The organism is Streptomyces coeruleorubidus, from assembly GCF_008705135.1.
In the GTDB taxonomy this organism is placed as follows: Bacteria; Actinomycetota; Actinomycetes; order Streptomycetales; family Streptomycetaceae; genus Streptomyces; species Streptomyces coeruleofuscus.
This window is the reverse complement of sequence record NZ_CP023694.1, coordinates 4,010,283-4,035,783: the sequence shown is the minus strand read 5'-3', so window position 1 is coordinate 4,035,783 and position 25,501 is coordinate 4,010,283. Positions and strand designations below refer to the sequence as shown.

21 protein-coding genes and 4 pseudogenes are annotated in these 25,501 nt (G+C 67.3%); 11 read left to right on the top strand and 14 right to left on the bottom strand.

Annotation, left to right across the window (positions count from 1 at the left end; genetic code table 11):
* Positions 1–81: 81 nt before the first annotated feature.
* Positions 82–2,292 carry an MMPL family transporter gene (locus CP976_RS18540; protein WP_150481384.1) on the top strand — a complete coding sequence of 737 codons (2,211 nt, stop codon included), beginning with the start codon at positions 82–84 and terminating at the stop codon, positions 2,290–2,292.
* Between the two features lie 77 nt (positions 2,293–2,369).
* On the opposite strand, the gene CP976_RS18535 is transcribed toward CP976_RS18540, so the two are convergent.
* Positions 2,370–3,512: a glutathione-independent formaldehyde dehydrogenase gene (locus CP976_RS18535; RefSeq protein WP_150481383.1), complete on the bottom strand. Its 1,143-nt coding sequence runs from the start codon at positions 3,510–3,512 to the stop codon at positions 2,370–2,372.
* A gap of 90 nt (positions 3,513–3,602) precedes the next feature.
* Here CP976_RS18535 and CP976_RS18530 point away from each other — a divergent pair, with 90 nt between their 5' ends.
* From CP976_RS18530 to CP976_RS18515, 4 genes and pseudogenes are all read left to right on the top strand, one after another.
* A complete protein-coding gene (locus CP976_RS18530; RefSeq protein ID WP_150481382.1) occupies positions 3,603–3,788 on the top strand; it encodes a hypothetical protein in 186 nt (61 codons plus the stop codon).
* A 43-nt stretch (positions 3,789–3,831) separates the two neighbouring features.
* Positions 3,832–4,346: pseudogene (locus tag CP976_RS18525) on the top strand (YbaK/EbsC family protein).
* A complete protein-coding gene (locus CP976_RS18520; RefSeq protein ID WP_150481381.1) occupies positions 4,343–5,119 on the top strand; it encodes a DMT family transporter in 777 nt (258 codons plus the stop codon). The pseudogene CP976_RS18525 and the gene CP976_RS18520 overlap by 4 nt, the downstream one beginning before the upstream one ends.
* 219 nt (positions 5,120–5,338) lie before the next feature.
* Entirely contained in the window at positions 5,339–8,467 is a 3,129-nt protein-coding gene (locus tag CP976_RS18515; protein ID WP_150481380.1) for an HD domain-containing protein, read from the top strand.
* A 188-nt stretch (positions 8,468–8,655) separates the two neighbouring features.
* Here CP976_RS18515 and CP976_RS18510 read toward each other — a convergent pair whose 3' ends face one another.
* Positions 8,656–9,141: a hypothetical protein gene (locus CP976_RS18510; RefSeq protein ID WP_229876166.1), complete on the bottom strand. Its 486-nt coding sequence runs from the start codon at positions 9,139–9,141 to the stop codon at positions 8,656–8,658.
* A gap of 465 nt (positions 9,142–9,606) precedes the next feature.
* On the opposite strand from CP976_RS18510, the gene CP976_RS18500 reads away from it, so the two are divergent.
* The 3 genes and pseudogenes from CP976_RS18500 (at position 9,607) to CP976_RS18485 (ending at position 12,723) form a co-directional block, all read left to right on the top strand.
* Positions 9,607–10,728: an IS630 family transposase gene (locus CP976_RS18500; protein ID WP_308430070.1), complete on the top strand. Its 1,122-nt coding sequence runs from the start codon at positions 9,607–9,609 to the stop codon at positions 10,726–10,728.
* A gap of 806 nt (positions 10,729–11,534) precedes the next feature.
* The gene (locus CP976_RS18490; protein WP_150481378.1) at positions 11,535–12,092 is read left to right on the top strand and encodes an ATP-binding protein; all 558 of its coding nucleotides are present in this window, start codon (positions 11,535–11,537) and stop codon (positions 12,090–12,092) included.
* Between the two features lie 330 nt (positions 12,093–12,422).
* Positions 12,423–12,723, top strand: a pseudogene (locus CP976_RS18485) (hypothetical protein).
* Between the two features lie 180 nt (positions 12,724–12,903).
* Here CP976_RS18485 and CP976_RS43740 read toward each other — a convergent pair.
* Together CP976_RS43740 and CP976_RS18475 are read right to left on the bottom strand one after the other, a co-directional pair.
* Positions 12,904–13,038: pseudogene (locus tag CP976_RS43740) on the bottom strand (GntR family transcriptional regulator); the annotation flags it as partial.
* 333 nt (positions 13,039–13,371) lie between these two features.
* Complete coding sequence (locus tag CP976_RS18475; protein WP_229876169.1) at positions 13,372–14,001, bottom strand: recombinase family protein; 630 nt, start codon at positions 13,999–14,001, stop codon at positions 13,372–13,374.
* Between the two features lie 26 nt (positions 14,002–14,027).
* Here CP976_RS18475 and CP976_RS18470 point away from each other — a divergent pair.
* Positions 14,028–14,150, top strand: a pseudogene (locus tag CP976_RS18470) (EamA family transporter); the annotation flags it as partial.
* Positions 14,151–14,221: 71 nt separating this feature from the next.
* Complete coding sequence (locus CP976_RS18465) at positions 14,222–14,497, top strand: DUF1876 domain-containing protein (protein WP_150481377.1); 276 nt, start codon at positions 14,222–14,224, stop codon at positions 14,495–14,497.
* A gap of 40 nt (positions 14,498–14,537) precedes the next feature.
* On the opposite strand, the gene CP976_RS18460 is transcribed toward CP976_RS18465, so the two are convergent.
* The 6 genes from CP976_RS18460 to CP976_RS18435 form a co-directional block, all read right to left on the bottom strand.
* Entirely contained in the window at positions 14,538–15,701 is a 1,164-nt protein-coding gene (locus CP976_RS18460) for a serine hydrolase domain-containing protein (protein ID WP_150481376.1), read from the bottom strand.
* Between the two features lie 35 nt (positions 15,702–15,736).
* Positions 15,737–16,183 carry an organic hydroperoxide resistance protein gene (locus CP976_RS18455; protein WP_150481375.1) on the bottom strand — a complete coding sequence of 149 codons (447 nt, stop codon included), beginning with the start codon at positions 16,181–16,183 and terminating at the stop codon, positions 15,737–15,739.
* 106 nt (positions 16,184–16,289) lie between these two features.
* Positions 16,290–16,751 (bottom strand): MarR family winged helix-turn-helix transcriptional regulator, encoded by a 462-nt coding sequence (locus tag CP976_RS18450; protein WP_150481374.1) that lies wholly within the window; start codon positions 16,749–16,751, stop codon positions 16,290–16,292.
* Complete coding sequence (locus CP976_RS18445; RefSeq protein WP_190146991.1) at positions 16,748–17,515, bottom strand: energy-coupling factor ABC transporter ATP-binding protein; 768 nt, start codon at positions 17,513–17,515, stop codon at positions 16,748–16,750. The genes CP976_RS18450 and CP976_RS18445 overlap by 4 nt, the downstream gene beginning before the upstream one ends.
* Entirely contained in the window at positions 17,503–18,264 is a 762-nt protein-coding gene (gene cbiQ / locus CP976_RS18440) for a cobalt ECF transporter T component CbiQ (RefSeq protein WP_150481372.1), read from the bottom strand. The genes CP976_RS18445 and cbiQ overlap by 13 nt, the downstream gene beginning before the upstream one ends.
* A 1-nt stretch (position 18,265) precedes the next feature.
* The gene (locus tag CP976_RS18435; RefSeq protein ID WP_150481371.1) at positions 18,266–19,357 is read right to left on the bottom strand and encodes an energy-coupling factor ABC transporter permease; all 1,092 of its coding nucleotides are present in this window, start codon (positions 19,355–19,357) and stop codon (positions 18,266–18,268) included.
* A 168-nt stretch (positions 19,358–19,525) separates the two neighbouring features.
* Here CP976_RS18435 and CP976_RS18430 point away from each other — a divergent pair, with 168 nt between their 5' ends.
* Positions 19,526–19,891, top strand: coding sequence for an SsgA family sporulation/cell division regulator (locus CP976_RS18430; protein WP_150481370.1), 366 nt, complete (start codon positions 19,526–19,528; stop codon positions 19,889–19,891).
* Positions 19,892–19,907: 16 nt separating this feature from the next.
* On the opposite strand, the gene CP976_RS18425 is transcribed toward CP976_RS18430, so the two are convergent.
* The 4 genes from CP976_RS18425 to CP976_RS18410 form a co-directional block, all read right to left on the bottom strand.
* Positions 19,908–21,578: a penicillin-binding transpeptidase domain-containing protein gene (locus CP976_RS18425; protein ID WP_150481369.1), complete on the bottom strand. Its 1,671-nt coding sequence runs from the start codon at positions 21,576–21,578 to the stop codon at positions 19,908–19,910.
* Between the two features lie 96 nt (positions 21,579–21,674).
* The gene (locus tag CP976_RS18420; protein ID WP_150481368.1) at positions 21,675–23,309 is read right to left on the bottom strand and encodes a penicillin-binding transpeptidase domain-containing protein; all 1,635 of its coding nucleotides are present in this window, start codon (positions 23,307–23,309) and stop codon (positions 21,675–21,677) included.
* Between the two features lie 159 nt (positions 23,310–23,468).
* Positions 23,469–23,657 carry a hypothetical protein gene (locus CP976_RS18415; RefSeq protein WP_150481367.1) on the bottom strand — a complete coding sequence of 63 codons (189 nt, stop codon included), beginning with the start codon at positions 23,655–23,657 and terminating at the stop codon, positions 23,469–23,471.
* 51 nt (positions 23,658–23,708) lie between these two features.
* Positions 23,709–25,454, bottom strand: coding sequence for a dolichyl-phosphate-mannose--protein mannosyltransferase (locus CP976_RS18410; RefSeq protein WP_167537360.1), 1,746 nt, complete (start codon positions 25,452–25,454; stop codon positions 23,709–23,711).
* Positions 25,455–25,501: the final 47 nt, after the last annotated feature.

Here is a 25,501-nt window from a genome sequence, read left to right as displayed (position 1 = left end):
ACCTGACGTCACCGCTCACGTCGTCGGGCTGATCAGCCCTGCCCAGAACCAACCCCACGACCTGACCGGGAGTACGCCCTCGTGGCCACATTCCTCTACAAACTCGGCCGGATCTCCTTCCGGCGGCGGCACCTCGTCGCCCTGATATGGGTGGCCCTGCTGACCCTCGCCGGTGTCGGCGCGGCCAGCGCCCCCGCCGCGGGCAACAGCTCGTTCTCCATCCCCGGCACGGAGGCGCAGAAGGCCTTCGACCTGCTGGAGCAGCGCTTCCCCGGCACCAGCGCCGACGGAGCCACCGCCCGTGTCGTCTTCAAGGCGCCGAGCGGCGAGAAGATGACCGACCCCGGCAACAAGGCGACCGTCCAGGAGACCGTCAAGGAACTCGCCGACGGCTCCGAGGTCGTCCGCGTCACCGACCCGTACCAGGCGAAGGCCGTCAGCAAGGACGGCACGGTCGCGTACGCGCAGGTCTCGTACAAGGTTTCCGGCATGGAGCTGGAGGACTCCTCGCGCGACGCCCTGGAGGACTCCGCGCAGGACGCGCGGAAGGCCGGGCTGACCGTCGAGATCGGCGGTGACGCGCTCCAGACCGTCCCGCACACCGGCACCACCGAGATCATCGGCATCGCGGTCGCCGCGGTCGTCCTCGTCATCACCTTCGGCTCGCTGATCGCGGCCGGTCTGCCGCTGCTGACGGCGCTCATCGGCGTGGGCATCGGCGTCTCCTCGATCACGGCGCTGGCCAGCGCGCTGGACCTCGGCTCGACGACCTCCACCCTCGCGATGATGATCGGCCTCGCGGTCGGCATCGACTACGCGCTGTTCATCGTCTCCCGCTACCGGGCCGAACTCGCCGAGGGCCGCGACCGCGAGGAGGCGGCCGGCCGGGCCGTCGGCACGGCGGGCTCCGCGGTGGTCTTCGCGGGCCTCACGGTCGTGATCGCCCTGGTGGGCCTGTCCGTCGTCAACATCCCGATGCTGACGAAGATGGGCGTCGCGGCGGCGGGCACGGTGGCCATCGCGGTGCTGATCGCACTGACCATGGTCCCGGCGCTGCTCGGGTACGCGGGCCGGAAGGTGAAGCCGGCGGGGGAGAAGGGCAAGCTGCTCGGCCGGGCCAAGAAGCAGGAGGAGCAGGACAAGCCGGTGAAGCCGAACCTGGGCACGCGCTGGGCGAGCTTCGTCGTCCGCCGCCCGGTCGCGGTCCTGCTGCTCGGCGTCGTCGGCCTCGGCGCGGCGGCCGTCCCGGCGGGGAGTCTGGAACTGGGCCTGCCGGACGACGGCTCCCAGCCCACGTCCACCACACAGCGCCGCGCCTACGACCTCCTCTCCGAGGGCTTCGGGCCGGGCTTCAACGGCCCGCTGATGGTCGTGGTCGACGCGAAGGACAGCGACGACCCGAAGGCGGCCTTCACGCAGGTCGGCGCTGAGATCAAGGGCCTCGAGGACGTCGTCACGGTGACGCCGCCGGCGCCCAACAAGGCCGGTGACACGGCGACGATCACCGTCATCCCGGACTCCAAGCCGTCGTCGGTCGCGACCGAGGACCTGGTCCACTCCATCCGCGGAAAGGGCGCCGGGATCAAGGCCGACTCCGACGCGAACGTGCTGGTCACGGGGCAGACGGCGATGAACATCGACGTCTCCGAGAAGCTGAACGACGCCCTGATCCCCTACCTGGTCCTGGTGGTCGGCCTGGCCTTCCTCCTCCTGATCGTGGTGTTCCGCTCGATCCTGGTCCCCCTGAAGGCGGCCCTCGGCTTCCTCCTGTCGGTGATGGCGGCCCTCGGCGCCGTGGTCGCGGTCTTCCAGTGGGGCTGGCTGGCGGGCCTGATGGGCGTCGAGCAGACCGGGCCGGTCATGTCGATGATGCCGATCTTCATGGTGGGCGTGGTCTTCGGCCTGGCGATGGACTACGAGGTCTTCCTGGTGACCCGGATGCGGGAGGCCTACGTCCACGGCGAGAAGGCCGGCCAGGCGGTCGTGACGGGCTTCCGGCACGGCGCCCGGGTGGTGACGGCCGCGGCGGTCATCATGATGGCGGTCTTCGCCGGCTTCATCGGCTCGTCCGAGTCCATGGTCAAGATGATCGGCTTCGGCCTCGCGATCGCGGTCTTCTTCGACGCGTTCGTCGTCCGCATGGCCATCGTCCCGGCCGTCCTGGCCCTCCTCGGCCGCAAGGCCTGGTGGCTGCCCAAGTGGCTGGACCGGGCCCTGCCCAACGTGGACGTGGAGGGCGAGGGGCTGCGCTCGGCGTCCGGGGATCAGGACAAGGAGCTGGTGCGCGCCTGACCGCATCCTGACAGACCGGCCGGTGAGGGCCCCGTGGGGACGGGGAGCCCTCACCGGCTCTTGTCATACGTGCTCTCTCATGCGTGCGGGTGGAGGACGACCTTGGTGTAGCCCTCGACACGCTTGTCGAACTTCTCGTACGCCGTAGGCGCCTGGTCGAGAGGAAGCTCGTGCGAGACGACGAAGCTCGGCGTCGCACGGTCCTCGATGATCATGTCGCGCAGGTGGCGGTTGTACCGCTTGACGTTGCACTGACCGGTGCCCATGCGGAGCCCCTTCTCGAAGAGGCGCCCGATGGAGACCATCAGCATGCCCTGCTTCGCCTGCTCGTCCGGTCCGCCGGGATCGCGCGGGACGTACAGGCCGGGCACGCCCAGCGCGCCCGTCGGCCGGACCGTCTCGACGAGCGAGTTCAGTACGGTCGCCGGTTCCTCGCGGTCCTCGTTCTGCGCCTGGGCCTGGTAACCGACGGCGTCGATCCCCTTGTCCGTGCCCCGGCCTCCTTCGGTCTGCTCCTTGATCTGCTCCGCCGGGTTGCCCTGGGTGAAGTCGATCGGCACGGCTCCGATCTCCTCCGCCTTCTGCAGCCGCTCCGCCACCCGGTCGACCACGAACACCTTGCTCGCGCCGCGCAGCATCGCGGAGTAGGCGGCCATGAGCCCGACCGGACCGCCGCCGTAGACGGCGACGGTCTCACCGGGACGCACGTCGGCCAGTTCGTTGCCGTGGTAGCCGGTCGGGAAGATGTCGGCGAGCAGGACGAAGTCGGTCTCCTTCTCGGTGCCCTCGGGGAGCTTGAGGCAGTTGAAGTCGGCGTAGGGCACGCGCACGTACTCCGCCTGGCCTCCCACATAGGGCCCCATCGCGACATAGCCGTAGGCGCCGCCGGCGAAGCCCGGGTTCACGGTCAGGCAGAAGCCCGTGAAACCGGCCGTACAGTTCTTGCAGAAGCCGCATGCCACATTGAAGGGCATGACCACCCGGTCGCCGCGGCTGAGCGAGGTGACCCCCTCTCCTGCCTCCTCGACGACCCCGAGGTTCTCGTGACCGAACACGATCCCCGGTTCCGCGGCGGTACGGCCCTCGTACATGTGCAGGTCCGAGCCGCAGATGGCGGTCGAGGTGACACGGACGATCACGTCGTTCGGGTGCTGGATCCGTGGGTCCTCCACTTGCTCTATCGCTACCTCGAAGGGGCCTTTGTACACGACAGCCCTCATCGTCACGCACCTCCAACTGTGTCGTGAGTCATATACCAGGCTGGTACATGATGAGACGATTTGCATCCACAGAGGAAAGGAAGTAGAGCCTTGTCAGGACGTATCGGCACATTGCTCGTAGCGGTTCCCGGCCTGTCGGGCGTCGTCTATCCGGAGGGGACGCGCGTGACGATCCGGGGCACCGGAGGGTCCGTCGACGGTTTCGTCGACGGGGACTGGCTGCCGCTCGCGTGGTGGGAGTTCGCGGACGTCCGGCCGGAGGACGCCACCGGCTGAAACCGCCTCGCGTGTCTCGTACACGCACCGCTAGCGTGCCCGCATGACGACGACAGCCGCCACGGGCGCCGAGAACTCCGGAGTACACCCCCGTTTCGCCGAGGCCCTGCGGGAGCTGGGGATCGAGGACCTCGTACCCCAGGTCCGCCGGTACCCCGAAGCCACCCGCACCGCCGCCGAGGCCGCCGCCGCGCTCGGGTGCGAGCTGAGCCAGATCTGCAAGTCGCTGATCTTCGCGGCGGACGGTGTGCCGGTGCTGGTGCTCATGGACGGGGCCTCCCGGGTCGACCTCGAGCTCGTGCGGAAGGAGCTCGGGCGGAGAAGGTCACACGCGCCAAGGCCGATGTCGTGCGGGAGACCACCGGGTACGCCATCGGCGGGGTGCCGCCCTTCGGGCACAGGACGAAGACGCGCGTGCTCGCCGACCGGTCCCTGCTCGGGCACGACCTCGTCTGGGCCGCCGCCGGGACGCCGTACACCGTCTTCCCCATGGCGCCCCGCGACCTCGTCGGCCACGCCGGCGGCACCTTCGTGGACGTGCGTGAGCTCTCCGCGTGACGCCCCTGGTCACCGCCGCCGTCCTGCTCGCCGCCGTCACGCACGCAAGCTGGAACGCCATCGCCCACAAGATCACCGACAAGCTGGCCGGGTTCGCGCTGATCTCGGGCGGCGGGGTGGTCATCGGGCTGGCCCTGGCGCCCTTCGTGGCGTTTCCGGCTGCCCGGGCATGGCCGTATCTGCTCGGCTCCGCCGCCATACACATCGCCTATTACGCGCTGCTGATGAAGTCCTTCCGGCTGGGCGACTTCGGGCAGGCCTATCCCATCGCGCGCGGCACCGCGCCGCTCGTCGTGACCGTGCTCGCCGCCGTCTTCGCGCACGAGGTGCCCGACGGGTGGGCCGCCGCCGGTATCGCCCTGTCGTGCGCGGGGCTGACCGGCGTCGCCGTGTGGGGACTGCGCGGGCGCCGGCCCGACTGGGCGGCGATCGGAGCGGCCCTGGCGACCGGCCTGACGATCGCGGTGTACACCGTCGTCGACGGCCTCGGCGTGCGCGCCTCCGGTTCCTCCCTCGGGTACATCGCCTGGCTGATGGCGGTCCAGGGAGTCGTGATCCCCGCCTACGCCGTGAGCCGCTGGAGGAGGCGGACTCTCGGCGTTCTCCGGCCGTTCGCCGGGATCGGGCTCATCGGGGCCGCCCTCTCCGTCACCGCCTACGCCCTCGTCCTGTGGGCCCAGACCAGGGCCGAGCTCGCGCCCATCGCCGCCCTGCGCGAGTCGTCGATCAACTCGGTTTCATGCAGTGATGAGCGCCTGTCTAAGGACGGATGAGGTCGACCTATCCGCCGCATGAGAGCCGGCGTACGCCTCAGGAGTGCGTTTCGGCCGAGGCAATCCACGTCCATCCGGCAACCTGCCGCCAGCTTGCCCGTAGAGCTCCGCCGCGATGTGCGTAGTGCCGAATCGACTGTTCACCTGACATACAGCAAACGGACTGGCTAGCGTTGACTTGAGCAGGCACGGAGGCGTTGACAGATCCAGGGGGACTCAGTGGCGGACGTACTTCCATCTCATGCAGAGAAAATGGCTCAGGAAGCATGCACTCTTCAACCGTTTCAAGGGGTGAATCTTCTCGGTATTCGAAATAGCGTGGAAGAACTTCTGGGCGCTATCGGAAATGGCGGCATCTTCGAAGAATACACAAAGCATGACATTAGCCACATTGATGCGATGCTTGAATCACTTGAGTGGATCATCCCAGAGGAAACTAAAACACAGCTAACGCCGACCGATTGGCTTCTCACGGTCCTGGCAATCTATTTCCACGATCTAGGCATGCTCGTCACGAAAGACGAGTATCAGCAGCGAGACCAGTCATCCTTCGCAAGATTCAAAGAAGACGTGCTGCTAACCGATGACAATAACGGGCGCGATTACAAAGCGCGCATCGGTGAACTGCAGTCCCAAGGGGGCGACGTCGAGAGGTTCCTTTATCAGGAATTTGTGCGCTACTTCCATGCGACGCGCGTGCGAAACTGGATCGTAGGTAACGCAACTACAGAGTACGGGGCCTCTGGCGCGGCGCAGACGGAAGTGTCGAAGGTGCTCGAGTGCCTTCCTTACGTCTTCCGTAAGGATCTGGCGTTGGTCTGCGAAAGCCATCATCTAGATGATCTTGACAATGAAACGAAGTACAGTGTTTCTAAGCCATACGGAACACGAAAAACGCAGACTGCGAACGTTCAATACGCTGCCATTTTGCTGCGGACGGTGGATATCCTGCACGTCACCAGCGATAGAACTCCGTCGATCACTTTCCGGATCCTGAACCCGAGTGACCCCACTAGTCAATTGGAATGGGCTAAGCAGCAAGCGGTAACATCAGTACGAGCAAAATTGGCCATCAATGATGAAGGAGAGCTCGACCCTTCGTTGACTCCAGAGGGTATTGAAGTTCATGCGCTTTTTACGGATGGAAACGCCTACTTCGGATTGATCGCTTACCTGCAATACGCAGAGCAGCAACTCCGCATGAGCCACGAGTGGGAGGCCCGTTCCAATCGTTTGTTCGCATCCACATTCACTTTTCCGTGGAGATACGTTGACACACGCAATATCCACGTAGAAGGTTTTCTTCCTCGACAGTTCGACTTCAATATCGATCGCGAGAAAATTCTCGACCTCCTCACAGGGCACACCCTCTACAACGACAGTAATGTCGTGCTGCGAGAGCTTCTGCAAAACTCGATTGATGCTGTGCGGCTTCAGGATGAGCTGGAGAGGCTATCTGATGGAAGCGACGGAAAGGTCTGGATTTCTTGGGATAGTAAAGCTCGTACCCTTGAGGTCAGAGACAATGGCTGCGGCATGACGCAGGAGATTATCGAGAATAATCTCCTCAAGGCTGGATCAAGTCGATACCAAGAGGCGGATTTCAGGAAAAAGTACCCAAACTTCAGCCCCATCAGCCGATTCGGCATCGGGGTGATGTCTGCCTTCATGATTGCCGATCAGGTTGAAGTCATCACCTCACACCCGGAGGAAGAAGAGGCCCGTCAACTCGAATTGCGCTCCGTTCATGGAAAATACCTGGTGAGGGTCCTTCCGAAGGAGGAAGTCGATGTCAAAATCAGACCTCATGGCACAATCGTCCGCCTGACGGTGCGCCCCAGCGCCGAAATTGATGACATCCTTATGACTGCGCGCCGCTGGATCGTGGTGCCAGGCTGCACCGTAACATGCACAATTGACGGTTCAGAAGAGCAGCGGGTGGGCTATGACCACCTCAAGGAAGCTCTAGAGGACTTTCTTGTCAAGTCGTCACTAAGCTCTCGCGAGCATCTCACTTCGAACAAGGTTCGAGTTGAAGTGGTCGAGAAAGAGAATGCAACAATTGCGTATGCGCTTCGCTGGAACGAATTCTTCAGGCAATGGGAATTTCTGAAGCATAGTCGGTATGCGCCGGCATCGCGGAGATTTACTCTTCGAGAACAGTACATCGGCGGCCGAGAAGGCCACCAGCGTGATCAGTTCGCTCCAGGCGTGTGTGTGGAAGGTGTGCGAGTCGAAAGCACAGCACCAGGATACAAGGATCGTAACGGAATTATCGGCCTCGTTAATGTGAGCGGCCAGGGTTCCCCTCGTACAAATGTAGCTAGGTCATCTCTGGATGATACTCCTGAGAAGACGGCCCTGATCGGAAAAATATACGAAGCATACTGCGATCACATCCGAGATCAAAGCGATCTACTGCAAAGCGAAAACGGCTATTCGCTGACATGGGCTTGCAGTGAAGCTCAGTTCCTAACTTCCTCATTGACGTCGCACAATATGGTCCCTAGTTCGTTTCGTCTCCTCCAGGCGGCGCTTCAAAGAGTACCTCTGGCCGTAGTGGAAGAAGGTGGTGTGCGCCGGAAAGCTTCCATCGAAGAGATTCGAAGGCTACCCGAGATCCATATGCGTATCAGCAACTTCGCTGACCATGTGGAGGCGCTACTGCGGGAAGTCCCAGCCGACGTTTCCTTGCAGTCGCTGCTGGAGTTTCTGGGAAATGCAGAGGACCCTATTCCAGCAGACTGGACGCTCCTGTGCAGCCGCCTTGGTGGTTTCGGGATCTTGGAAGAGCATCTCGCGGCAGAGTGGGAGATTGCGGTTCTCTCCGGCCGTATGGATCGGCGATCTTGCAACGTCACCTGGCGTCGACGAGAAGGTACGCCTAGGTGGACATCAAGCCTGAACTCCAGAGAAGCACTTGATCTGGTCGAGCATCTATCGATGCGGTCGTTTGAGGGTGAGAGGGAAGGCCGCCTGCGGCACGTCATGAGGCTGCCCATCGGGGAAATTGAGTCGACAGGATTCTCCGACCGTTACATCGGAGTAAGGGTAGGCGTCGAGCACTACCTGCTAAACACTCATCCATGGGCTTGGGCTGTCGATGCCACAAAGGAGCGGTTTAGCGAATCGGAAGAGCTAAATCGGCACTTGACGGTTCTATCATGGCTGATCACCTTTGTTGGACTGAACCGAACGGATCTAACAGAAGAAGTTTATCGGAGGCTGGCAGGGTCAGAATTCGACGTCAGCTATCTCGACCTCAAGAGGTTTCAGGAGTCTTGCGATATGGCTGCAGCTAAACAGATCTTCGATTCTTCGCGCTGGACGCGATCAGATAATAACTGATGCTGATCTGCCTGGCAGTTGTCGCACCTGTGCAACCGTACGTGAGTCGGGTTGCAATGATGTGAAGCTAAGACGTGCGGACGCCGGATACGGCAGGTGGCTGATTTCCGGCGTTCGCAGCGCATGTGCCGCGCCTTGCTTGCAAGAGTGCGAGCACAAGACGGCGCCAAGTGATCGGCGTGCGAGGTTTACTGCATTGCTGGCAGAAGGAGAAAGCAGGCAAGCAACCACATTACTGACAGCGAGACAATAATGAACAGCAACACGTAAGTTTCATACCAGCGAATGAAGTTCCGTGGACGTGGCCGCTTGCGAAATCCTGGCTCAATCATCTCGTCAGTGATATCGCATTCTTCGTTGCGATAGTCAAACCATGCAATGGCGCCGACCACAATCAATGTCGAGGTAAATGCCGCGACTATGGTGGTAAGGCTGAGTAATCCGATCACTCCGCCCCGCGCGGTACTTGGTGCTACTCCCCACTTGCTATACCCGACAAACAGAGCAAGAGCTGCGGTGACGAGGCCCGTAGCTAGCGTCTGGTAGATGGCGAGGAAGCGGTACGCGTTCTCGTTCACTGCGTGAATCTGCTGCAAGAGGTAGCGGTATCGCTCCAGTGCGAACTCCCTCCGCACGGAACTCATCTCAGGTTCTGCATCCCCCGGTGCTGTCATCGCTCCCCCACTCATTTGACCTACCTCAGCCGAGACCACCACAGCTGTGACCTCCCCTGCCGTTTCCTGGCCTGCGCCACTGACATGCTGCCATGCGAGCGTTGCCTGCGCAGGGGGCGAGCACACCAAGTGAGAGGTGAGTGGGCGAGCTTGGCACTCGTCTCGGCACTGATGGACTAGGTACTGTCGGGATTGTGTCTGGCGGACGTCGGGTTGGTCTCCCGTAGTCGTGCGCCAGTTGATCGCGTGACTAGGGGGGCTGGTACGGGCATGGCGGTTGACGCTGCTCGCACGGATGAGGGGTTCACATCAGCTGGGGCTGCGCGGGTGTTGCGTGCTGCGTGCCGGACGGCGGGGCTCGATGAGAGGGGCGCGGAGCTAGTGCTGTGACCGGGAAGGTTCGCCGGGTTGGTGGTTGGGGCGGTTGGATGGGCGGTGACGTCGGTTCCGACCGCTGGAGGTGTGGTGGCTGAGCCTGTGCGGGTGCGCAGACTGACCGATCAGGAAGGGCAGAAGCTGCAGCAGATCGTGCGCCGGGGAAGTACCAGCTCGGTGCGCTACCGGCGGGCGATGATGTTGCTGGCGTCCGCCGGCGGAAACCGCGTCCCGGTGATCGCCCAGCTGGTCCAGGCCGACGAGGACACCGTCCGGGATGTGATCCACCGGTTTAACGAGATCGGCCTGGCCTGCCTGAACCCTCGATGGGCGGGAGGCCGTCCCCGCCTGCTCACCCCTGACGACGAGGACTTCGTCATCCAGACGGCCACCACCCGCCCCACCAAGCTCGGCCAGCCCTTCACCCGCTGGTCGATCCGCAAACTCGCCGCCTACCTGCGCCGAGTCCACGGTCGTGTCATCCGCATCGGCCGGGAAGCCTTACGGTGCCTGCTGTCGCGCCGCGGAATCACCTTCCAGCGCACCAAGACCTGGAAGGAGTCCCCAGATCCCGACCGCGACGCCAAGCTCGACCGGATCGAGCAGGTGCTGGGGCGCTTCCCCGACCGAGTGTTCGCCTTCGACGAGTTCGGGCCGCTGGGGATCCGGCCCACCGCGGGCTCTTGCTGGGCGAAACAAGGCAAGCCCGACCGGCTGCCGGCGACCTACCGCCGCACCCACGGCGTCACCTACTTCCACGGCTGCTACTCCGTCGGCGACGACCGTCTGTGGGGCGTCAATCGCCGCCGCAAAGGCACCGCTAACACCCTGGCGGCGCTGAAGTCGATCCGCGCCGCCCGACCCGACGGCGCCCCGATCTACATCATCTTGGACAACCTCTCAGCCCACACCGGTGTGGACATCCGCCGCTGGGCGAAGAAGAACAAGGTCGAGCTGTGCTTCACCCCGACCTATGCCTCCTGGGCCAACCCGATCGAGGCCCACTTCGGACCGCTGCGGCAGTTCACCCTGGCCAACTCTCACCATCGCAGCCACCCCGCGCAGACCCGGGCCCTGCACCGCTACCTGCGCTGGCGCAACGCCAACGCCCGCCACCCCGACGTAATCGCTGCCCAGCGGAAGGAACGAGCCCGCATCCGCAGCGAGAAGGGCGTCCGCTGGGGCGGACATGCCAGATGCCCGGCGGCGTGAAGGATCGACAACCGGCACAGCCTCGTGCCGGAAGTAGTGGCGTAGGCCCTTGTGGCCGTGACCGCCGCCGTACTTGAAGTCGAGTTGCATGAACATGCCTGCGGCGTCCCTGATGGCGCGGACATCACGCATGCCGACTCGTTGGTGCGCGGGTCGTTCGGCCTGGATGCCGTCAGGGCGCGCGATCATCCAGGACAGCACCGCTGAACTGAGATCACTGTCCTCGACCATGAACCGATCGGCGGAAGGGGCGTCGGAGCGCTCGTCGGCGAGACCGCCCAGCGTGGACAGTGCATCGGGCAACGTGCTTGGGTAGCCGATCGGCTGAGGGGCGGCCGGCCGCGTGAGATCGAAGAAGCGAGATCACCGGGTGAGACGCGACGGCCCAGTTTGACGCTCAGGACGTCAGCCATGATGGCCGCTGCCTGCGGCTGGATGCCCGCGCCCTCGCGCCAACGCTTCACGGAGACGTGTGTGGTCCCGAGGGTGATGCCGCGTTGTGCAGCGGCGTCCTGCATTCGCTTCGCCAGGCCCTTGTTCGAGACCTTCGCCTCGTCCATGACGGCGATCAACTGCGCGTTCGGCTCTCGGCTCATGCGCCCCTGCCAACCCGAGAATGACGGCGAGTGTTCATCGTGTCACAGCATTCTCGCGGCGGGGGGTTCATTGGTGAACCCCCTTGTCTTTGCCGGTGTTCACGTGAACCCCCTGGTGAACGCTCCCGGTGACGTCCCGTGCGTCGTGTACTGGCATTCCGGAAAGCAAGCGGTGCCATGAGGGCCGTAGAGGTTCGGAAGGGGACGGTCATGGATGCGGGGAAGGCCATGCACCTGGCGAGTGAGTTGGATGCTTACGCGCACTGGTTCGTGGCACCGAAGCCGTCCTCGGGCGGGCACTTTCTGACGCTGACGCTGTTCGCCGAGTGCGGTAACACGGCGCGCATTGCACGGGACACGACGTCCGTGTTCCTGCGCGGCGTTGTTGCGGAGGAACTCATCTACGACGCTCGGCTGGCTGTGTCCGAACTGGTCGGGAACGCCGTGAACCACGCGGTGCCCGGTCGAGGCAAGGTGCATCCCGGCGGCTGTCGACGCATTGACGTGGCGTTCAAGCTGTACCCGAAGTGGCTCTTCATCGGCGTGACGGATGAGGACTCGACGCCCCCGCTCCTGCCTATGGGCGACGTGTACTCGCCCGAGCTGATGGCGGACATCTCGGAAGCGGTCCTGCCCGACAGTGGACGCGGGTTGCTGATTGCTCAGCGGGTGGCAACGGCGGTCAGGTGGACGCCTGGCGAGCGGGGCGGAAAGACGGTCTGGTGCCGCTTCGACCTGGACGGCCGGGAACTGAGCGAACCGTCCTGATGATCTCCGGGCCCCTGCCGCCTCGTTACTCCCACGCGATCGGGAGTCGGTGGGGGCCCGGAACCCCGGCCGGAGCTGACCTCTCCGGCCAATGGGGCGCGGCCCTGGTGCATACGGGACCCCGCAGGATCCCCTGACCCCGAGCACGGGGCCGCGCTTCTAACCTCATACCGAGACCGGACCACCCCCGTGCCTGGCAGCAACCGGGGTGGTCCGGGAGGGGACACAGCGTTCCCCGGTGCCCGATGGTACCGGGGTCGTTGTGCTGCTCATACGCCCCGGGCCACAAAGAGTTGACGATCCGTTACTTGTACGGATGGGAGTGGCCAAGTGACTGGCGCGGGTGAGGACTGGCTGCGTGACGGCCTGGATGACATCGCGGACGCGGAGCCCAGCATGTGGGTGCGCGGCGTCGACTACATCGCAGGGGTGGCGTGAGGCGCGCGCTGCCGCAGACCGGTTGAACAGGGCCCTTCTGGGAGTCGGGTTCGAGTTGTCCGGTGTGCGTGCGGTGGCCTCGACCGACGGGGCTGGGCGGGGCGTCGTCCGGCTGGCGGGGCGGCCGATCGAGGTGGAGGAGCTGGCCGGTCTTCTGGAGACGCTTGCGACCACTGACGGCGGCGTGGGATGAACGGCGTTTTCGCAGATGAGCGGCGCGGGTGGGCACGTCGTCGGCTGGAGAGACTTTGGGCGGGAGCTGCCATGGGGCGAGTGAACAGGGGGCCCTACGCTCGCCCGGCGAATCGGTTTCCGACCACCACAGCGTGTGTCCGGCGTTGGTGAGCTCCTCGTAGACCGCTGTCGGGCGCTGGCCCGTGCGGAGTTCTTCGAGGATCAGGGCGCGGTCGGCGGTGCCGTGGGTGACGCGGGTCAGGTGCAGGATCGGGGTCGCGTCGGGGAGCTGGAGCGTGGCGCGCTCGTCGGGCAGCGGCATACGGGCGCGTACGGCTGCGGTGACGCGACGCCACAGCGAAGAGTAGGCTCGGGCAGTCGAACGCCAAGCGGCGAAGTTCCCCACACGCGTAGGGCCAAAGAGCGCGGCACGACTCGCACGGCTGTTGAGGCCGTCCCCGAGGTAGGCGTCAAGCCGACGCATGTTGCCGTGACAGCTGCCTACCTGCCGACTCGGGCAAGGTAGTGGCTCGGAGCGCTGGCATCGCTTTGAGGTGCTGCGGAAGGTCTGCCGACGCATGGTGTGAACGATTGGTAGGCGTCAACTTTCACCAAATCGCAGCCGACAACTTTTGCGGCAAGCTGCCCGCAAACTATTTTGATGGCGTCACAGATTCAAGTGCGGCGACTCCCCGTCCAGGTAGCGGCGGTACACCTCACGGACGATCTCCGCCTCCTCCTCGACGATCGCGCGGCCGTCGCCGGTGTAGCCGTACGGCCGGTTGCCCACGTGGGGCCGGCCTTCGCGGGCGTGGTCCTTCAGGGCGTCCTTGAGGCGGCGGGACGTGTCGTCGGAGGAGCGGCACGCATGGGCAACCTCGATGCGGAGGATGAAACGGTCGTCGGGGTCGGAGAGGTCGCGGCGGTTCGCCTCGCCGTGGAGCAGGACGCGCTTGTCGTCGGCGATCGAGAGCAGCTCTTCGAGATCCTTGGGCTGCCGCATGAGGCGGTCGGGGTGGTAGGCGATGACGTGCCGGATCTCTCCGGCCCCCATCGCCCTGAGCATCGCTTCCCATCCGGGGCGCTTGCGGTCGCGCTGCCATGCCGAGCGGTTGTTGTCGACGTAGACGTGCGTCGGCTCGACGCGGAGCTGGAGGCGTTCGGCGATCTCCCGGCAGATGCGTTCCTGCCGGTCGACGCCGGTCTGGTCCTCGTCCCTGGTGTGGGAGATGCGGCAGTAGATCGCTGCGGGCTCGCCCGGCGGGACGGCGGCCCTTCCTAACTTGGGTCGGGTCATGCCAATCACTGTATGAGCCGGGTATGACATCGATCATCGTGGGCGCCGCCATCGGGGCCGTGTTCTTCAAGGAGCGGTTCGGGGCGCCGAGGATCGCGGCGGCCGGGCTGCTCGTCGTCGGGATCGGGCTGATGCTGCACGCCGGGTAGGCCGTGCCAGGCGGGTGCGTCCAGCCGGTGGGAGGAGCACCCTGGAACTAAGTGTTCCGGAGGTGATCGTCATGATGCACACCACAGTGGGATGGCATGTCGAGATGGAGTTCCGGGAGGACGACCAGCACACCCAGGCGGTGGCGCTGGTCCGGCTGCCCGACGGCTCCGAGGTACGGGCGCACGGGCAGGCGAGCCGGCACCGGACCGACGTCAATCAGCCCAGAGTCGGGGAGGAGATCGCCGGCGCCCGGGCGCTCAACGAACTCGCCATGCGACTGCTGACCAAGGCCCACGACGAGATCGACCAGGCATCGGGGCGGACCTCCCACCCGATTCACGTCTAGGGACGGACGGCCAAGAGGTTTCTGGAGCCGTCCAAGACGTCTAGAGTCCCAGCGCCCCCCGCACCGCCCGCACCAGCCCCTGCGCCCGCGGATCCGCCGTGACCGTCTTGCGGAAGCCGTTGGTGACATAGCCGAACGCGATCCCGGTGTCCGGGTCGGCGAAGCCGAGGGCGCCGCCGCGGCCCGGGTGGCCGAAGGAGCCCGGCGTGAGGAAGGGGGAGGCGCTGCCGTGCAGCATGTAGCCGAGGCCGAAGCGGGTTCCGACCACCAGGACGCGGTCGGGGCCCGCCGACTCCTCGGCCCGGGCCAGCCCGACCGTCTCCGGCGTGAACAGGCGTGAGGCGCCGGCGGTGTCGCCGATCAGCGCCGCGTAGAAGCGGGCCAGTCCGTCCGCCGTCGCGATGGCGTTGGTGGCGGGGAGGGCCGCCGCGCGGTAGGCCGGGTCGTTCTGGTCCGGGAACGGGGTGATCGCCGCGAAGGCTCGGCGGGTCAGGGAGGCCGGGTCCTCGTAGGCCTCGGTGACCGAGCGCTTCGGGCGGGCGCGCAGGCCGCCGGCCGGCTCGGGCCCCTCGACGCGGCCCACGCGTCCGACCCGGCCGGCCTCCGCGTCCGGCAGGCCCAGCCAGAGGTCCAGGCCCAGCGGGCCGGTGACCTGCGAGGCCAGCCACGCGCCGGTGCCCTGCCCCGTCACGCGTCGCACCAGTTCGTCGAGCAGCCAGCCGTAGGTGAGCGCGTGGTAGCCGTGGTCGGTGCCCGGTTCCCAGGCGGGGGCCTGGGCGGCGACCGCCTCCGGGCCCCGGAGCGGGTCGAGGGCCTGCTCGGAGGTGAGGGGGTGGTCGAGGACGGGGAGGCCGGCGCGGTGGTTCAGCACGTGCCGGACCAGCACCCGCTCCTTGCCCCGCGCCTTGAACTCCGGCCAGTAGTGGCCCACCGGCGCGTCCAGGTCCAGTTGTCCGCGCTGGTGCAGCAGCAGGAGTACGGCGGCGGCGACACCCTTCGTCGCCGAGCGCACGACCTGGGCGGTGCCGCGCTCCCAGGGGGCCGTGCCGTCGACGTCCTTCGTGCCGGCCCACAGGTCGACGACCCGCTGCCCGTCCCGGTACACGGCGACCGCGGCGCCCCGCTCCCCGAGCGTGCCGAAGTTCCGCACGAACGCGTCCCTGACCGGCTCGAAGCCCTCGGCCACTGTGCCGTGCACGTCCACGTCCGTACTCCTCGTCTCGCCGACTCGATTCCCTTTCAACCAAGCACGATCGTCACGTCGATGTTCCCGCGGGTCGCGTTCGAGTACGGGCAGACCTCGTGGGCCGCGTCCACCAGCTTGCTCGCGAGGCCCGGGTCGAGGACGGGGAGCGAGACGCTCAGGGCGACCGCGAGGCCGTAGCCGCGCTGCTTGTTGGGGCCGATGCCGACCTTCGCGGAGACCGTGGAGCCGGTCAGGTCGTAGCCCTCGCGGTTGCCGACCAGGATCAGCGCGTTGTGGAAGCAGGAGCTGTAGCCGGCCGCGAAGAGCTGTTCCGGGTTGGTGCCGTTGCCGTCGCCGCCGAGCTGCGGGGGCATCGCGACCTTGAGGTCGATCTGGCCGTCCTGGCTGGTGACATAGCCCTCGCGGCCGCCGTGGGCGGTGGCCTCGGCCACGTACATGATCTTCGTCGGGCGGGTGTCGACGACGGCGGCGTCAGTCATGGCTGGATCCCCCAGAACAGGTGCGCACTAATACATCGCGCACAAGGTACCGGCCAGTAGGAAAGCATCTGCTCAGCAGGGGGTGATAACCGGGGGTAACGGGCGATCAGTGCGGGCGGTTCGGGGACGCCTGCGATTTCTCCGCCAGCCGCCACAGCTCTTCGCGTAGACGCGCGACCTCCGGTGCGGCGAGCCCCGTCGCCGCGAGCAGGGCGCCCGGTACGCCCGCCGCGCGCTCCCGCAGCTCCTCCCCGGCCCCGGTGCAGGCGACCAGCACCGAGCGCTCGTCGTGCGCCGCGCGCTCCCGGCGGACGAGTCCCACGCTCTCCAGCCGCTTGAGCAGCGGCGACACCGTGCCGTAGTCGAGCCTCAACGCGGCGGCCAGCTCCTTGACCGTGGTCTCACCGCGCTCCCACAGGACCAGCAGGACCAGGTACTGCGGATAGGTGAGGCCGAGCTCGTCGAGGAGGGGGCGGTAGACGGACGTCACCGCCCGCTGGGCCGCGTACAGCGCGAAGCAGAGCTGGTCGTCCAGCAGCAGCGAGCCCTCGGTCTCCTCGTTCGTCACGCGCCCATTGTCACCGAACGCGGATCGAAGCCGAACGGCAGCTCCAGCCGGTGGGCGCGCATCAGCTCCTCGTCGGAGAGCAGCTCGCCGGTCGGGCCGTCCGCCGCGATCACGCCCTCGCTGAGGATCAGGGAGCGCGGGCACAGCTCCAGGGCGTACGGCAGGTCGTGCGTGACCATCAGCACGGTCACGTCGAGGGAGCGCAGGATGTCGGCCAGTTCACGGCGGGAGGCGGGGTCGAGGTTGGAGGAGGGCTCGTCGAGGACGAGGATCTCCGGTTCCATGGCGAGCACGGTCGCCACGGCCACCCGGCGGCGCTGACCGAAGGAGAGGTGGTGCGGCGGGCGGTCCTTGAACTCCGCCATGCCGACCCGCTCCAGCGCCCGGTCCACGCGCTTCTCCAGCTCCGGCCCCTTGAGCCCGGCCGCGGCGGGCCCGAACGCCACGTCCTCCCGGACGGTCGGCATGAAGAGCTGGTCGTCCGGGTCCTGGAAGACGATGCCGACCCGGCGCCGGATCTCCGCCATGTGCTGTTTGCCGACGGGCAGCCCGGCCACCTTCACCGTGCCGGTGCCGCCGGTCAGGATGCCGTTGAGGTGGAGCACGAGGGTCGTCTTGCCGGCGCCGTTCGGGCCGAGCAGCGCGACCCGCTCGCCGCGCGCGACGGAGAAGTCGACGCCGAAGAGGGCCTGGTGCCCGTCGGGGTAGGCGAAGGCCAGACCGGCCACGTCCAGTGAGGGGGTCACATCAGTCACAGGGCCCATCCCAGCAGACAGACGGCGAGGGCGGCACAGGGGAGGGCGAGGGCGTACGTCCACTGCGCCCGGGACGCGGTCACCTCGTCGATGACCGGCATGGAACCGGCGTACCCGCGGCTGATCATGGCCAGGTGCACGCGCTCGCCGCGCTCGTAGGAACGGATGAACAGGGCGCCCGCGGACTTGGCCAGGACGCCCCAGTGCCGGACGCCCTTCGCCTCGAAGCCGCGCGACTCCCGGGCGATCCGCATGCGCCGCATCTCGTCCGTGATGACGTCGCCGTAGCGGATCATGAAGGACGCGATCTGCACGAGGAGCGGCGGGAGCCTGAGCCGCTGGAGGCCCAGGAGGAGTTCGCGCAGCTCGGTGGTGGCGGCGAGGAGCACGGAGGCGGCGACGCCGAGCGTGCCCTTGGCGAGCACGTTCCAGGCGCCCCACAGGCCGTTGACGCTCAGGGACATACCGAGGACGTCGACCCGTTCGCCCTCCGCCACGAACGGCATCAGCACGGCGAACGCGACGAACGGCACCTCGATCAGCAGCCGCCTCAGCAGGAAACCCGCGGGCACGCGCGCGACGTACGCCACGGCCCCGAGCAGCACGGCGTACACCCCGAACGCCCACATCGCCTCCCGCGGAGTCGACACCACGACCACCACGAAGGCGAACACGGCGGCGAGCTTGGTGTGCGGCGGCAGGCCGTGCACGGGCGAGTGCCCGTGCCGGTAGAGCTTGTGCGCGTGCCCTGCTCCCATGTCAGACGCTCGTCGTGCTTGTGCTGGGCGTCGTGTCGGTCGTGTCCGTCGTGTCCGACGGGGACGTGCTGTCCGAACGGCGACGGCGTACGGCCCAGAAGACCGCGCTGCCCGCGACGACCGTGACCCCGACACCGATGACACCCGCCAGTCCGCCGGACAGGCGGGCGTCGTCGACGTCCTCGACGCCGTAGTCGGCGAGCGGGGAGTCGGCCACCGCGTGCTCCTCGGCCCTCTTGTCGATGCCGTGGTCGGCTGCCACCTTCTCCAGGCCGTCGGGGTCGGCGGAGGCGTAGAAGCTGACGAACCCGGCCAGGACCAGGGAGGCGGCCAGGCCCGCCGCCCACACCTTGCGGTGCGAGGTCCGGGCGGCCACGGGGGCGGGCTCCGGCTCGGCCTGTGGCGCGTCGACGAGTTCGCCGTTCACCCGCAGCTTGAGCTTGTGCGTGAGGCCGCGCGCCCCGTACACCAGGTCCGGGCGTACGGCGATGACCGAGCCGACGGTCAGCGCGGTGATCGCGGCCTCCCCGATGCCGATCAGGACGTGCACGCCGACCATGGCGGTGGCGACCTTGCCGATCGACACGTCGGTGGTGCCGCCGATCGCGTACATCACCGTGAAGGCCAGGGCGGCGGCCGGCACGGAGACCAGGGCGGCGACGAAGGAGGCCACGGTGACCGACCGGCGGGTGCGGGGCAGCACCTTCACCAGGCCGCGGAAGAGGGCGTAGGCGACGACCGTGGTGACGATCGCCATGTTGGTGATGTTGACGCCGAGCGCGGTCAGGCCGCCGTCGGCGAAGAGGATGCCCTGCATGAGCAGGACGACGGAGACGCACAGGACCCCTGTGTAGGGGCCGACGAGTATCGCGGCGAGCGCACCGCCGAGCAGATGGCCGCTGGTCCCCGCCGCGACGGGGAAGTTCAGCATCTGCACCGCGAAGATGAACGCCGCGACGAGTCCTGCCAGCGGTGCCGTCCGCTCGTCGAGCTCCCGGCGTGCGCCGCGCAGGCTCACGGCGATGGCGCCCGCGGCGATCACACCGGTGGCGGCGGAGGTGGGCGCGTTGATGAATCCGTCAGGTACATGCACCGTTCGATGATGTGGCTAGATGCGAACGATTTGCAAGAGCGTGATGCTCGTTTTATCTCATCGGTGATATGTCCGGCCTCCAGGGGCGCAATCCGGAAAATATGCGACATTGGAGGGGAGTGGACACACAGTCTCCACGCTGGTAGCGCACGGTGAAAGGCCCGTCCGATGTCCGTAATCGAGCAGTACGCGCGAGCCCACATCGTCACGGATGCGGACGTCCTACTGGACGCGGAGCAGGAAGCGGTCCCCGTCACGCTGCGCTACGACCCTGATCGGGACCCGGGCGCCGTACGGATCGGGCTGCCCGGGGCCGGGGCGCGCGAGTGGACCTTCGACCGCCGGCTGCTGGAGGAGGGGCTGCGGGCCCCCACGGGCAGCGGCGAGGTCCGGGTGTGGCCGTGCGGCCGGGTGCAGGCCGTCGTGGAGTTCCACTCCGCGCACGGGGTGTCGGTGGTGCAGTTCGAGCGGCAGGCGCTGCTGCGGTTCCTGCGGCGGACGTACATGGCCGCCGCGGAACCGGTCACTCACTGAGCTTCGAACTCGGAGCTCAGCCGCCCGTCTTCAGCAGCGCCGCCACGATCGGCCCGGCCGTCTCGCCGCCGTGGCCGCCCTGCTGGACCACACCCGCGGCCGCCAGATCACCCCGGTAGGCGGTGAACCAGCCGTTCGGCTTCTTCTGCCCGTCGACCTCGGCGGACCCGGTCTTCGCGCCGGCGTCACCGCCGACCCCGGCCATCGCCTCCGCGGCCGTGCCGTAGTCGGCCGTGTACGACATCAGCTCACGAAGCTGGGACAGCGTGCCCGACGACAGGGTGCGCGAGGCCGTGGCGAGCTTGCGGCCGTCCACGTCCGGGGAGACCAGATACGGCTGGCGGAAGGTGCCGGACTTGACCGTCGCCGACACCGACGCCATGTTCAGCGGGTTCATCCGGACACCGCCCTGCCCGATCAGTGAGGCGCCCATCTGCGCCGCCGACTGCACCGGCACAGCGCCGTCGAAGGAGGGCACACCGATCGCCCAGTTGTTCATCCCCAGGCCGAAGACCTGCTGGGCCTGCTTGGTCAGGTCGTCGTCCTTGAGCTTGGGCGCCTGACTGATGAAGGCCGTGTTGCAGGAGCGGGCGAAGCTCGCCTTGAACGTGCCGTCCTTGATCTCGAACTTCTTGTCGTTCTGGAACTTCCAGTGCCCGTACGTGAAGTACTTCGGGCACGGGTGCTTCTTGTCCGCCGAGGCCAGGTTCTTCTCGAGCAGCAGCGACGCGGTGATGACCTTCATCGTGGAGCCGGGGGCCAGGGAGCCCTGGAAGGCGGTGTTGAAGCCGGGCGAGGCGTTGGCGGCGGCCAGGATCTCGCCGGTCGAGGGCCGCACCATGGCCACCGACGACCGGGCCTTCTTCGCGACCTGCTTCTCGGCCGCCGCCTGGAGGGCGGGGTCCAGCGTGGTCTTCACCGTGCCGGGCGTGCCCTTGCTCAGCTCCAGCAGGGTCTTGTCGGACAGGTCGTCCGACTCGGCGGACTTCCCGCGCTCGACCCGGAGCTCGATGCCGGCCTTGCCGCCCGCCTGCTTGCCGTACTTCTCGCGCAGCCCGTCCAGGACGGGCCCCAGCGAGGCGTACTTCTTCTTGGTCAGCTCGCCGCCGTCCCGGTCGAGCGCCTTGACCGGGGGCGTGCCCGCCTCGCCGGTGACCAGCTTGTCGCCGTCCTTCAGATCGGGGTGGACGACCGCCGAGTGCCAGTCGACCAGCGGCTTCCCGTCGCTCGTGCGGCGGACGACGGTCAGCGCGCTGTCGTACGCCAGCGGCTTCTCGGTGTCCTTGTACGACACCGTGGCCTTGACGGAGAACGGCACCTTGTCGCCCGCGGGCGTGCCCGGGGTGAGGGTGACGTCCTTGATGCGGGCGTCCTTGGTGTAGCCCGTGAGCAGCAACTTCGCCGCGGCCGAGTCGTCCGTGGCCGCGGCGGCCTCGGTGACCTTCCCCGACTGCCAGGCGGTGAGGAAGGCCTTGGCGGTGGTGGTGACCTCGGTCGCCGACAGGGGCCCGGTCTTCACCTCGGGCTTCTGGTCGGTGGAGGCCGACCGGGTGCCGTCGTCGGCCGACGCGCCGCCGTACAGCGCGTAGGCGCCGAGCCCGGCACCGCCGACGACCACGGCGATCATCCCGCCGATCACGGCGGGTCTCGTCTTCCCTCGCTCGGCGACGCGCCTTCTGTTGCCCACAGCTGTTCGTTCCTCCACGAATTCCCAGGGTCCCCGTTGCCCTCGGCTGTCCCAACGACGGCCACCACCCTAGAGTCCCGTCCGGCGGAGGTGAGATCAGCCACCTGTTCGTAGCACGGCTGCGACAATCGGCCCGGCCGCGTCGCCGCCGTGGCCGCCCTGCTCGGTCATGGCCGCCGCCGCGATGTCGTCACGGAACCCGGTGAACCAGCTGTTGGACTTGGCGTTCCCGTCGACCTCGGCGGAACCGGTCTTGGCACCGATGTCACCACCGAGCCCGGCCATGGCCTCCTGGGCGGTGCCCTGGGTGGCGGTGAGCCGCATCATCTGCTTGAGCTGGGCGGCGGTGCTCGCCTTCAGGCCCTGGGCCTGGGCGAGCTGACGATCGTCCAGCTTCGGCGAGACGAGATAGGGCTGGCGGAAGGTGCCGGTGATCGCGGTGGCGGTCACCGAGGCCATGTTCAGCGGGCTCATCTGCACCTGGCCCTGCCCGATGGCACCGGCCGCCCGGTCCGGGCCGCTGACTTCGGGGACGCTGCCGTCGAAGGAGGCGATGCCGGTCTTCCAGTTGTCCTGTCCCAGCCCGAAGCGCTGCTCGGCCTCCTGGGCCAGCGAGGCGTCCGTGAGCGGCTTCTCGTCGATGAGCTTGATGAAGGCGGTGTTGCAGGACCGCATGAAGCTGTTGGCGAGGGTGGCGCTCTCGTTGGGGTCCATGCCGGTGAGGTTCTCGAACTTCTGCCCCTGCCACACGGCGCTCGACGGGCAGGGTGCCGGGCCGTTCATCGAGGTCACGCCGTTGTCGATGAGCATCGCGGCGGTGATGATCTTCATCGTGGAGCCGGGTGCGGCCTGGCCGTCGAAGGCCGCGTTGAAGCCGTCCGTACGGTTGTTCGCCACGGCCAGCACCTCACCGGTGCTCGGCTTGACGGCCACCACCGACGACTGGGCGAACCGCTTGACCGCCTTCTCGGCCGCCGCCTGCGCGCTCGGGCTGATCGTGGTGATGAGCTTGCCGGGCCTGCCCTCGGCGAGGGTGAGCAGCGGGGAGTCGGGAGCGCTCCCGCCGGTGTGGCGGACCACCAGCTCGACGCCGGGGGAACCGCCGGACTTCGCACCGTACGTGTCGCGCAAGGCGTCCAGCACAGGGCCGAGGGAGGGGTACTTCTCCTTCGTCAGCACGGAGCCGTCACGGCCGACCGCCTCGATGGGCGGGCTGGCCGACTGCTCCGTGACGAGCGTGTCGTCCTTCTTCAGCTCGGGGTGCACGACGGACGGCTGCCAGTCGACCAGCGGCCGTCCGGTGGTGAGCCCGCGCACGACCTTCAGCTTGCCGCTGTAGCTCAGCGGCTTGGACTTCCCGTCGTAGGCCACCTTCGCCTTCACCGTGTACGGCACGGTGGTGCCGCTCGCCGCGCCGGGCGTGATCTTCACGTCGGTGATGTGCGCGTCGTCCCCGAAGGCGGTCAGCAGCTGCTCGGCGGCCGCGTCGTTGTTCGTGTACGACGCCGCCGTCGCGGCCTCGCCCTTCTCCCAGGCGCCGAAGAACTTGGCCGTGGTCTCCTTGACCTCGTCCTCGTCGGGCGGCCCCGACTTCTTCTCCGCGGCCACCCCGCTCGTGCCGCCGCCGTCCCCGTTCAGCGCGCTCATGATGTTGTAGGCCCCGTACCCGGCCCCGCCCACCATCACCGCGAACACGCCGCCTATGACAGCGGCCTTGACCCCCTTGCCCATTGGGCGGTCCCCTCCCCCTCGAGCTTCACGCGCTCCTTTGAACGCGTTCAGAACGCTCGATCCGGGAGCACTCTAAGCGCAGAGGGTGACGACAGGGACGGTTGTTTCGATTTTTGACCGAACACGCACCAGGCCGGACAGCGTGCCGGGACCCTTCGACTAGTCGTCCCCGCTGCTGTGCTGTGACCCGGAACGCCCGTTCGCGCTCCGGGTCAGTTCACTGCCGAGCAGCGTCACCTTGGCCACCCCACGTGCCCAGCGCGGGGCGTCGCCCCGGGCCGCCCAGAAGACGCAGACGCAGCCGCCGATGAGCAGCAGGACGACGACCGACAGTATGAGCACGAGCATGCTCGACCCCCGTTTGGTGTGATGATCCGCGCCATCCTTGCAGCTGACCAGCTAGACCCAGGTGTCCAGCCACATCCGCGCCCGCCAGTCGTCGATGGGGATGGCGGTGCCCGTGTACAGCGGCCAGAAATAGATGAAGTTCCACACGATCAGCAGGACGAGTACGCCCGCGCCCGTGGCGCCCACGACGCGGCGGGTGTCCGTGGAGCGGGGCGGGCCGATGATCGCGCCGAGGAGCATCGCCACCGCCAGGCACAGGAACGGCAGGAAGACGATGGCGTAGAAGAAGAAGATCGTGCGCTCCTGGTACATGAACCAGGGCAGGTAGCCGGCCGCGATGCCGCAGGCGATGGCGCCCGCGCGCCAGTCGCGGCGGAACAGCCAGCGCCACAGGACGTAGAGGACCGCGAAGCAGGCGACCCACCACAGCAGCGGCGTGCCGAGGGCCAGGACCTCGCGGGCGCACTTCTCGCCGGCGTCCGCGGGGCAGCCGTCCCGGCCGGGCGTGGGGGACTCGTAGAAGTACGACACCGGGCGGCCCAGGACCAGCCAGCTCCACGGGTTGGACTGGTAGGTGTGCGGCGAGGACAGGCCGACGTGGAACTCGTACACCTGGTGCTCGTAGTGCCACAGGCTGCGCAGCCAGTCGGGCAGGAAGGTCCAGCTGCCGCCCTTGCCGTCGGTGGCGGCCCAGTTGCGGAAGTAGCCGCCCGAGCCGTCGGTGGAGGAGAGGATCCAGCCGGTCCAGGACAGCACGTAGGTGACGATCGCGACCGGGACCGTGGCGACGAACGCCAGGCGCGTGTCACGCCTGAACACCGCCGAGTACGGGTGCCGGGCGCCGGCGACCCTGCGCGAGCCGACGTCCCACAGGACCGCCATCAGGCAGAACGCGGCCAGGATGTAGAGGCCGTTCCACTTGGTGCCGAAGGCCAGGCCCAGCATCAGGCCTGCCGCCCAGCGCCAGGGGCGCCATCCCAGGCGGGCCGTCTCGGCGACGTGCCGGTCGGGCCGGACCCGGCCGTCGGCATCCACCGGGAGCGCCGCGGCGAGTTTCTCGCGGGCCTTGTCCCGGTCGACGAGCAGACAGCCGAACGCGGCCAGCACGAAGAACATCAGCACGCCGTCGAGCAGCGCCGTGCGGCTCATCACGAAGTGCAGGCCGTCCACCGCCATCAGCGCGCCCGCCAGGCACCCCAGGAAGGTCGAGCGGAACAGCCGGCGGCCGATCCGGCACAGCAGCAGCACGGACAGCGTGCCGAGCAGCGCCGTCATGAACCGCCAGCCGAACGGGTCGAAACCGAACAGCAGCTCACCGAGCCCGATGACGTACTTGCCGACCGGCGGGTGCACGACGTACGCCGCGTCCGTCGGGATGGTGACGTGCCCGCCGGACGAGAGGACCATGTCGTTGGCCTTCTTGTCCCAGTTGACTTCAAAACCGCGGTGGACGAGCGCCCACGCGTCCTTGGCGTAGTACGTCTCGTCGAATATCACCGCCTTGGGGTTGCCCAGGTTCCAGAACCGCAGCACGCCCGCCAGCAGGGTGACGAGCAGCGGGCCGATCCAGCCCGACCAGCGCACCAGCCGCCCCGCGAGCGTGTGCGGGATGCCGAGCGCGGCCCACAGGCGGGGGCCTGGCTCGGTGTACGGCGGCACCAGCCGGTCACGGACGTCACGGGCGTCGCTTCTTGGCTGCTGGTAGCCGAAGCGGCGCAGCCGCTGCTGCCAGGGCGGCCGCTGCTCGTGCGGCGCCTGGCCCTGCCGGGTGTCCGTGGAGGACGCGGTACTGGTCACCGCGCCATCGTAGGGAACCGTGCTGTGTGAGTCCCGTGCATGGCCGG